This is a genomic window from Pseudomonas defluvii (genome assembly GCF_001695625.1).
GTDB classification, from domain to species: Bacteria; Pseudomonadota; Gammaproteobacteria; order Pseudomonadales; family Pseudomonadaceae; genus Aquipseudomonas; species Aquipseudomonas defluvii.
The window spans coordinates 1-9,283 of the sequence record NZ_MBPN01000145.1; the positions used below are offsets into that span (position 1 = coordinate 1).

8 protein-coding genes are annotated in these 9,283 nt (G+C 59.3%); 2 read left to right on the forward strand and 6 right to left on the reverse strand.

The features are described from left to right. On the forward strand, window positions 1–393 hold a 393-nt coding region (locus tag EKA13_RS27935), incomplete at its 5' end, for a hypothetical protein (RefSeq protein ID WP_245704403.1). After that, on the forward strand, window positions 386–691 hold the full coding sequence (locus tag EKA13_RS24360; protein WP_031300532.1) for a GIY-YIG nuclease family protein: 306 nt from the start codon (window positions 386–388) through the stop codon (window positions 689–691). The genes EKA13_RS27935 and EKA13_RS24360, both read left to right, overlap by 8 nt. On the opposite strand, the gene EKA13_RS24365 is transcribed toward EKA13_RS24360, so the two are convergent. The 6 genes from EKA13_RS24365 to EKA13_RS24390 all read right to left on the reverse strand — a co-directional run bounded on the left by EKA13_RS24365 (window position 638) and on the right by EKA13_RS24390 (window position 9,134). Further along, on the reverse strand, window positions 638–1,429 hold the full coding sequence (locus tag EKA13_RS24365; RefSeq protein ID WP_021264140.1) for a hypothetical protein: 792 nt from the start codon (window positions 1,427–1,429) through the stop codon (window positions 638–640). The genes EKA13_RS24360 and EKA13_RS24365 overlap by 54 nt on opposite strands. A 5-nt stretch (window positions 1,430–1,434) precedes the next feature. Then, entirely contained in the window at window positions 1,435–4,551 is a 3,117-nt protein-coding gene (locus EKA13_RS24370) for a type I restriction endonuclease subunit R (protein ID WP_021264141.1), read from the reverse strand. Between the two features lie 95 nt (window positions 4,552–4,646). After that, window positions 4,647–5,582: a hypothetical protein gene (locus EKA13_RS24375; RefSeq protein WP_021264142.1), complete on the reverse strand. Its 936-nt coding sequence runs from the start codon at window positions 5,580–5,582 to the stop codon at window positions 4,647–4,649. Continuing rightward, window positions 5,575–6,912, reverse strand: coding sequence for a restriction endonuclease subunit S (locus tag EKA13_RS24380; protein ID WP_065761706.1), 1,338 nt, complete (start codon window positions 6,910–6,912; stop codon window positions 5,575–5,577). Before EKA13_RS24380 ends, EKA13_RS24375 begins: the two co-directional genes overlap by 8 nt. Continuing rightward, entirely contained in the window at window positions 6,902–8,503 is a 1,602-nt protein-coding gene (locus EKA13_RS24385; protein WP_021264144.1) for a type I restriction-modification system subunit M, read from the reverse strand. Before EKA13_RS24385 ends, EKA13_RS24380 begins: the two co-directional genes overlap by 11 nt. Further along, window positions 8,493–9,134: a recombinase family protein gene (locus tag EKA13_RS24390; protein WP_021264145.1), complete on the reverse strand. Its 642-nt coding sequence runs from the start codon at window positions 9,132–9,134 to the stop codon at window positions 8,493–8,495. Before EKA13_RS24390 ends, EKA13_RS24385 begins: the two co-directional genes overlap by 11 nt. Window positions 9,135–9,283 lie beyond the last annotated feature (149 nt).

Here is a 9,283-nt window from a genome sequence, read left to right on the forward strand (position 1 = left end):
GAGCTTACATTTTCTAAGATCCTCGACTCCTTTTCCAGCCGGTCAGATTTTTTCTACACCCTTAAATGCGAAGAGCCAATAAAGCCAGATTGGGCAGAGACTCCACCCAAAGAGCGGTCACTGATAAAGCTGTTTGCCAAACACATCCCGGCACAACCATATTTCATTGACAAGGCGTTCCAAGGAAAAACACGCATCCTGCGAAACTCGGCCATCTTCTCCGCCATGATGCGTGGAAACCTTGATCGCGTAACATTACACCACGCCATGGGCGTTTCGATGCCGCACCTCGTGCAACTGGAAAAGCTGCTGTCTGCCGACATTCATTGCCGCCTTGATCCTGAGTTCATCAAGAAGCGTAACAAGCACATCCTGGGCACAGCCGATGACTGACGCAACATGGTTCGTCTACATGCTGGAATGTCGTAGCAAGCGAATCTATACAGGGGTCACCCCCCGCCTGGATCAGCGCATCCTGGCCCACCAGAAGGGCCAGGGCGCACTGTTCACCAAGCTCGACTCACCGCAAGGCCTCATTGCCGCCAAGCCCTTTCCCAGCCAGCGAGAGGCTCGCCAGGTGGAGCTGCAGGTCAAACGCCTCCCCGCAGTCTACAAGCGGACCCTGGCCCGCCTTTGGTCAGAGCAGCACCCGATCGACGAGATCGCCCAGCAGCTTTTTCCGCCGCAGTAGCACCTCATAGGTGGCGAACTGCTCATGCAGCATGACGTTGCCCACCGTGTCGTCATAGGTCGTCGCAGAGAGGATCGCCCAGTCCGGCATGGACATGATCCGCTCGACCATCGCACCGCAGTAACGGGCGTTGACCAGCTTCTGGAAGGGATGGAAAGTCGGCTGATCGTCGCGCTCCAGGCAGGCGAGAGACTCATCAATTCCTCGGCGACACGCCAGCAGAGACGATCCCTGATCAAGTGCGAAAATGACTCCACGGTCCTGATTGGACAGCTCGGCCTTGAAGTTGAGCGCTCGATCTTCATTGCCGATCCAGAGGTCGAACACGGCAATCTGTGCAGTCTCCAACGGGTACTTCTCGCATAGGCTCTTGATGGCGTAGGCATGCCCCGACTGGGTGTGCATGCCCTCTGGTAAAACCACCTCGGCATACTCGTCCGCATCAGGGTCAGCGTGATCGTCATCGGTGAAGTCGTACACGTTCAGGCTGGCCTCCGCTGCGCGCAAGGCAGCAAAGCGCAGGCGCTCATCCGTGGCAGCACGCGCAGGCACGCCAACCACCACAGGAATGCCGAGAAACATCGCCAGGCGGTTCGCCACAAGCTCGGAGTAGACCTGCGCGGTGGCAGCTTCGTGGTCAACCTTGAGAACTGCGGAGAGCTGGCCGTCCTCGGCCCCAGTTGTACTGCGCGGGTTCGGGGATGCCGAACCCGTGATTTCATAGCAAAGGATTGGCATGGCAGTCAGGGATGCTCGAATGCCCAGGCATCGGCCAACAGCTCAGCCTGCGCAATCACTTTTTCGGTCGCCTCAAGCGCCTTGTCCGGCGGGTAGCGATGCTTGGCCAGCAGCACCTTGACCATTGCCAGCATCCTGGCCCGCGCTGACTGGCGGTTCTGCCAGTTGATCGTGGCTGATTTCCGCAGCTTGTCGGTTAGCTCCAGAGCTAGAGCTTTCAGCACCGGATGCCCCAGCTCGCGAACCGCCGACTCGTTCTCAGAAAGCGCCTGGTAGAACGCGAACTCCTCCTCGCTCAGGCCCTCCGGGGGCTTGGCCGAGTTGATCTCCTGGGCGAGCTTGATCAGCTCCTCGATGACTTCGGCAGTCGTCAGGCCACGGGTCTGGTAGCGGTTGATCGCCTCTTCCAGGCGCTTGGTGAACAGCTTCGCCTGGGTAGCGTTCTTCTGCCCCCGCGCCTTGACCTGATCGGCCACCAAGCGGCTCAGCAGCTCAGCGGCCAGGTTCTTGGTGGGCATTTTCCGAATCTGCGCCAGGAAATCCTCATCCAACAGCGAGATGTCAGGCTTGCTCATGCCCAGCGTGGCGAAGATGTCCTTGACCCCATCGACCAGCACGCCCTTGGCCACCAGCTGACGCAGCGCGGCCTCCTTTTCCAGCTGCGAGCGCATTTCGCCGGAGCGGGTCAGCTTCATCAGGCAAACACGCACGGCCTGGAAGAAGGCGATCTCTTCGCGTGCCGCCATCGCCTGCGCTGACGTGCCAGCGAGGGCCTGCGCCTTGGTCAGCTTGACGACCTGATCCAGGTAGGCCCGCACGCCCTTGTTGCGGCCCTTCTCGTCGGCTTCCGGGTTGAGCTGAAGCAGATGCTCCATTGCACCGCCAAGCAGCGCCAGGGCCTTCAGTGGGTCTTCAAAGCCGCTGTAGTCGAACTTGGCGAAGAACTCGCGGCGGATCACGTCCAGGGTGTCGAGCAGGATCTTGAGGGCCTGGCCGCTGATATCGACAGGCTCGCGGTCATCGCCGGTAGCCTTGGTGTAACGCCTGATGGCTTCGCGCAGCTCATGCCCGATGCCGATGTAGTCCACCACCAGGCCGCCCGGCTTGTCCTTCCAGATACGGTTGGTACGGGCGATGGCCTGCATCAGTCCATGCCCCTGCATCGGCTTGTCAACGTACAGCGTGTGGACGGGCGGAGCGTCGAAGCCGGTCAGCCACATGTCGCGGACAATGACGATTTCCAAGGGGTCGTTCTCGTCCTTGAAGCGCTTTTCCAGCTGCTTTCGCTGAGCTTTGTTCGTCCGGTGCTTCTGGTACTCCTCGGGATCAGCAGAGGAGCCAGTCATGATGATCTTGATCCGCCCGGAGTTGAGGTCATTGCCCTCCCACTCGGGGCGCAGCTTGACGATTTCCTCGAACAGGCGAACGGCCGCTTCACGCGAGATGGCCACCATCATGGCCTTGCCGGCAATGGCTTCCTTGCGAGCCTCCCAGTGCTCGACGAAATCCTCAGCCAGGGTTGTGAGCCGGCCATCGGCCATGGCCAGTGCTTCCAGTCGCGTCAGGCGGCTGGCCGTCTTGTTCTGCTCGCCCTCGTCCTCGGCCTCGGTCGCCTCCAGGAACTCCTCCATGAGATCCTGCTTTTCGGCCTCGTTGAAGCGAAGCTCGATGATCCGGGACTCGTAACTGACCGGAACGACGGCTTCATCTTCCTGGGCAGCGATCATGTCGTAGATATCAACGCAGCTACCGAATACTTCTTCGGTGTCGCGGTCATCGTCGCTGACGGGGGTGCCGGTCATGCCTAGGTAAATGGCATTGGGCAGCGCGTCGCGCATGTACTTGGCCAGGCCGTACTTGGTGGTGCCGCTCTTGGTGTCCAGCGAGGCCTTGAAGCCGTATTGGGTGCGGTGCGCCTCGTCGGCGATCACGATCACGTTGGAGCGTTCGCACAGCTTGGGAGCGCTGGTCTGCCCGCGCTCCGGGGCAAACTTGTTGATCGTGGTGAAGAAGATGCCACCGGCCTCGACAGACGAAAGCAGGTCGCGGAGATCGTCCCGGCTGTCGGCCTGCTGGGGTGTGGCTCGCAGCGACCACCCACAATCAGCGAAGGTCTCGAAGAGTTGCCCATCCAGGTCGTTACGGTCGGTCACCAGCACGACCGTAGGGTTCTTGAACTCCGGTCTGTCGCGTAGCGCCATCACATAGAACAGGGCCAGCAGCGACTTGCCGGAGCCCTGGGTAAACCAGATCACGCCGCCCTTGCCATCGTGACGCTCCAGTAGCGCACCCACGGCACGCTCCACTGCCTTGAGCACACCGCTGTACTGGTGCCACTGGGCAATGATCTTGAAGGACGTGCCACCATCGGTGCCGCCGTAGGCGACGAAGCCCCGGAAGAACGTCATCAGCGTCTCGGCGTTGAGCAGACCGCGCACCATCACTTCCAGCTCCAGCAGCGACTTGGGCGCGACTTCATCATCGAGCAGTCGCCAGCGCGAGAAGCGGTTGAAGTCGGCCGTCAGCGAGCCGTAACGGGCCACGACGCCATCGGAAATGATGTTGAGCAGGTTGAAATAGAACAGCTGCGGGATGTCGGTCTTGTAGGTCTGAATCTGATTGAAGGCCGACAGGATATCGGCGTTCGGGTCGGCCGGATTCTTCAGCTCGATCACCACCAGCGGCAGGCCATTCACGAACAGAACGACATCCGGCCGCCTGACCTGCTGACCATGCACAGTGAACTGCTGAACAGCCAGCAGGTCGTTCGGGCCGGCAAAGTCGATCACCTGAACCCGTGGGAAGGTTCGCGTCCCATCACTCTCGATGCGCTCGACAGGTACGCCATCGCGTAACCAGCTGTAGACCTCTCGGTTGCCGTCCACCATCGACTGCGCGCTGTAGAGGGCCAACCTGGATACCGCAGCATCTGCTTCCGCACTGCTGATCCCAGGGTTCAGTCTTTCGATGGCATCGCGCAGGCGGTTTTGCAGCACCACCTCGGAATACTTCTCGCGCCCGCCTTCCGTGCCGCCTGGGGAGACGACTTCGCCTTTCAGGCTGGTGAACTCCAGGCTCTCCAGCCACCCCAGGCACGCTTGCTCCAGATGGTTTTCGTTCATTCCCGCACATCGTCCTTCGGCAGATAGCGCCCCCTGCGGCCAGAGGCTCTACAGCGGGCGCCGAATGGCAAAGTGCTGATGGTTGCAGGATCACCCTAGGAAAACAATTCGCCTTGCCCAGAGGCTCGCAGAGCGCCCTGGCTGGCGGCCTCATGAAGAATGCCTTCGACCAGATCGCTCAGCAGCAGCTCGGCATCCAGGTACGGCTCAAGAAGCTGGATGTACTCCGGCGTGTTTTGGTCCCCGATGCGGTCATGCAGCCAGCCATCGCAGTCCTGCTTGCTCAGCAGGAGTGCCAGGCGCTCTTCTGCGCTTAGCTCCGCCAGCGCTTCTTCGGCCTTGGCCTGCACATCGGCAGCGACCTGCTCTGCGAACATGAAACCCGTGTCGAGAGCACAGATTTCCGCCCAATAGGAATCGCAGCCGTCTACGAAGCCAAAGGGCGGCATTCCACTCAACTTCTGAATCGAGGCCTTGATGACCTTGCGATCCAGCGTGGGCAGCAGCAGCCCGGCAAAGGTATTACCCATGTCGAGCAGCAGCTTGACGGCAGTCTTGTGCTCATCCAGCTCAGCCTCCAGCTCATCCGCTGCACTGCCGGCCTCCAGCAGCGGTAAGGCCGATTCATCGACCAGTCGCAACGACATGGCCACGGAAGGCTCCAGGCAGGCCTGCACGGCCCATTCAAGCATCGCGGGGCTGAGGCCTGGGGCTAGGTCAATGTTCGCTCTCACGCTGCGCGGCATCGTTACCGCCTCGAAGAGATTCAGCGTCGTGCGCTGTACAGGCTGCATGCTTGCGAAGGGTGGCTCACCGCCACATTCGCGGAGATCCCGTTCAGTGCTCAGCACCCGGACCAGGCCATCGTCGGCAATGCTGATCGAGGTGATCTCCGGCTTGAGCAGGCCGGCAAGCCGGCCCTTGAGCAGCGGTAGGATCTCGACGCCTGGCCGGCGAGCCAGCTCCACGAGCAGATCGCCCTCGTGGAGCAGCACGTCCGTTTCCACAGCATGGAGAGGGTAGTCATGCATTCACAGCACTCCTGACAATGGATTCGGCTTCGGGAAGACGAATCTCGCCGGAAATCAGCTTGGGCAGCAGGGTGTCGCGGATCTCTGCCAGCAAATTAATCTGACGATCATTTGCCGCAATGCTTTCAAAAATCGGACTTACTCTCTTGGTAAACTCTGCCAGAACTTCTACGGAAGGCAGCAAGGCAGGAAGCGGACGGAATGCCTTCTTGCTTATCTCCATAAATGTTGACCCGTTTGCATGGCTTTTGATTAATTCCATGTTTTGTCTGCACCAGTGCAGCAGGTAGAGTGGCGATAGCTTGCCGCCGGGTGGAATTGCTATGTACCCCTGATTTACTGCAACAGCAATAGATGAAATAGCAAGATATCCAATCGGCGCCCTAGATGACATAAGCAGCGTCCCGGCCGGAAGAAGTCCAGAGCTGATTTTTAGAACACCTTTCGAGGAAACCATCTTCTCCGTCTTGTGAAGAATAGGTGACTGCAAACCTGATAAGTCCTTAGGGGTGGTCCAGGCAAACTCTGCAGGCTCCCAGAACTCACTATTCTTTGTGCTAGGAGTTGCTCCTCCAACACACTTGACCAATTCCCCAATAGGAAAAACACTCCATCCCGCTGGCACTTCTCCAAGTTCAGAGTCCTCGAAGCTATCTGGGAAAAGCGCTGCCGTAGCTCCGTCCATACGCTCGGGCTGGCGACCTTCAGCCTTTGCACGCACTGGGTCAAAATCGACGAACCACGACTTGAAGATGGCTTGGGCCATGGCCTCTAGGGTGGCGTTGGTTTCGTGCAGGATAGCTATGCAGTCGTCCAGAGAGCCTAAAACTTCGGCTATTTCTCTTTGAACAGCAAGTGGAGGAAGCCTGAGTGGCGTCTTTCTCAGAAGCCCCAGGTTGGTATGCGGAACCCCGGTCTGGATTGCAGTATTCTTTATGTGGTCAAGCTGTTCTTGGGAGCAAAACACATAGTAAATGAATTTTACATCAGCCCTCGCAGGGTTGAGCGTAATCTTCATTTGGCTCTGCGATACGATATATTCTGGGAAAGCTCCGCTCGGAACAATAGCCACTTGACCCAGTGTGCCTCGCTGAGTAAAGACCAGATCACCAGGCCGAGCCTTATTGGCACTGAGGGACTCTGCCTTATCCGGAGAAACAAAAGCAAACGGCCCCGCAATCCACCGCCGCCCCATATTTTGCCCGCGAATTACCGGAACGCCACTTTCAGCATAATCTTTGGAGACAAGATTTGAGCCAAACGGGCCGCCAACTATTGCATTTTTGACAGGGGCTGCAAGCTCTTCTAAATGGACAAGCTCAAAACTCATAGCCCATCCCCTTCAACTTCTGGAGAATGTTTTGCTCAATCGAATTGCGCTCAGTGATCAACGATACGAGCTGATCTGTCAGACGATCCATCTTCTCGCCGAAAGGCTCGTCATCATCTTCCACTTCCTCGGCACCAACATAACGACCAGGCGTCAGCACGAAGCCATGCTTCTGCACATCCTCATAGCTGGCCGAGTAGCAGAAGCCCGGCACATCCTCGTAGGACTCACCATCGCTGAACACGGTATTCCGCCAGCGGTGGTAGGTCTGCGCGATGCGCGCCATGTCAGCGTCAGTGAACTCGACCTGGGTGCGCGAAATACGGCTGGAGGCTGACTTGCGGGCGTCGATGAAGAGAATCTGGTTGCTGCGATCCGCCTTGCCGTTCGGGCCGACACGCTTGTCCCTGGAGAGGAACCATAGGCACGCGGGAATCTGGGTGTTGGAGAACAGCTGCCCTGGCAGGGCGACCATGCACTCCACTACATCCTTGATGACCATGTTCTGGCGAATCTCGCCCTCGCCGGACTGCTGCGAAGACATCGAGCCATTCGCCAGCACGACGCCCGCACGACCGCGACTGGAGAGACGGGCCAGCATGTGCTGCAACCAGGCGTAGTTGGCATTGCCCTTGGGCGGAATGCCATGCACCCAGCGCGGGTCGTCTTGCAGCTTCTCGCCTTCCCAGTCGGAGATGTTGAACGGCGGGTTGGCCAGGATGTAGTCGGCACGCAGCGTCTTGTGCTGGTCGTTGGTGAAGGTCGAGCCGTAAGTCTGGCCAATGTTGCCTTCCAGGCCATGCACAGCCAGGTTCATCAGGCACAGGCGGCGGGTTTCGGCCATCTTCTCCTGACCATAGATCGGCAGATCACCCGAAGAGCCAAGCTGCTTGGCGTGGGCATCCTTGAACTTGGCCGACTGCACGAACATCCCACCTGAGCCGCAGGCCGGGTCGTAGATGGTGCCCTTGAACGGCGCGAGGATTTCCACCAGCAGGGTGACCAGGCTCTTGGGCGTGTAGAACTCGCCGGCACGGGCACCCTCGTTCAAGGCGAACTGGCCAAGGAAGTATTCGTAGACCTCGCCGAACACATCCCGGCTGCCGTGCTGCTTGGGGTCGAACTTCAGCTTGGCGATCAGCTGGAACAGCTCGCCGAGCTTGCCAGGCTCCAGCTCCAGCCGTGAGAACTCGCGGTACAGCACGCCTTTAAGGCTGGGGTTCTCCGCCTCGATCAGCGCCATGGCCTTGTCGAGTTGCTGCGCGAAATCGGCTGCCGCCGCTTTCTCCAGCAGCTTGCTGAACTTGGCCTCCGCCGGCACCCAGAACACGTTGTCCTGAGTGAAGAAGGTCTTGTCCTCGATGAAGACGGCAGCGCTCTCGGCGCGCAGTTCCTCGTCCTCGATGTACAGCTCCGATGACGGGTCGGCCAGGCGCTCCCGGATCACCCCAGCCTGAGCGTCGTACAGGTCGGACACATACTTGAGGAATACCAAGCCCAGCACGGGGTACTTGTATTCAGCCGCCGACACCGAGCCGCGCAGCTTGTTGGCTGTATCCCACAGCGTCTTCTTGAACTCTTCACTGGTCATCAGCTTGATCCTTTTCCTTGCTTCTGCGTTTCGTGGTTTTCCCTGCTGCGCCGCTGTCGGTGCCAGGAAGTCCGCTGTAGCCATCACGGGCCAGGGCGGCATTGAGGGTGACGCGAGAGACGCCAAAGTGGCTGGCAACCTCGGTCTTGGTAATCAACGGGTCTGCCAGCATGGCGGCGGCCTTGCGGACATCGGTCGGGGAGAGGGACGGCTTTCTGCCTCCCTTGCGTCCCCTGGCGCGAGCCGCTGCCAGTCCGGCCTTGGTGCGCTCCTGAATCAGCGCATGCTCGAACTCGGCCAGAGCACCGAACAGGTGGAACACCAGCCGACCGCCTGCGCTCGTCGTGTCTATCGACTCGGTGAGAGAGCGGAAGCCGATCTCGCGCTTGTCGAGGTCATGGATGATCTCGACCAAATCCTTGAGCGACCGGGCTAGCCGGTCGAGCTTCCAGACCACCAGGGTGTCGCCCTTGCGCATGGATCGCAGACAGGCGGTCAGCTCGACACGCTCGCGCAGCTTGCCGGTGGCCTTCTCATGGAACACCTGCTCACAGCCGGCCACTCCGAGCGCATCCAGCTGGAGCTGCGGATTCTGGTCTTGAGTGCTGACTCGTGCGTAGCCAATGATCATAAAACGTACCTTATGTGTACGTTGATTGTTTTACGTCATTTCTTACGCTTGAGCAAGCCGATCAGGGGTGGTTTTGTCGTTTTCAGAAGACGGCTGCACTGAACGTCAGAAGCCGACTGCACTATAGCAGCGGAGGGGTTGGATCCATC

What these genes read in the sequence shown, in the direction of transcription:
- EKA13_RS24360 (WP_031300532.1), top strand. Translation starts at nt 386, where the DNA reads ATGACTGACGCAACATGGTTCGTCTACATGCTGGAATGTCGTAGCAAG.
- EKA13_RS24365 (WP_021264140.1), bottom strand. Translation starts at nt 1,429, where the DNA reads ATGCCAATCCTTTGCTATGAAATCACGGGTTCGGCATCCCCGAACCCG.
- EKA13_RS24370 (WP_021264141.1), bottom strand. Translation starts at nt 4,551, where the DNA reads ATGAACGAAAACCATCTGGAGCAAGCGTGCCTGGGGTGGCTGGAGAGC.
- EKA13_RS24375 (WP_021264142.1), bottom strand. Translation starts at nt 5,582, where the DNA reads ATGCATGACTACCCTCTCCATGCTGTGGAAACGGACGTGCTGCTCCAC.
- EKA13_RS24380 (WP_065761706.1), bottom strand. Translation starts at nt 6,912, where the DNA reads ATGAGTTTTGAGCTTGTCCATTTAGAAGAGCTTGCAGCCCCTGTCAAA.
- EKA13_RS24385 (WP_021264144.1), bottom strand. Translation starts at nt 8,503, where the DNA reads ATGACCAGTGAAGAGTTCAAGAAGACGCTGTGGGATACAGCCAACAAG.
- EKA13_RS24390 (WP_021264145.1), bottom strand. Translation starts at nt 9,134, where the DNA reads ATGATCATTGGCTACGCACGAGTCAGCACTCAAGACCAGAATCCGCAG.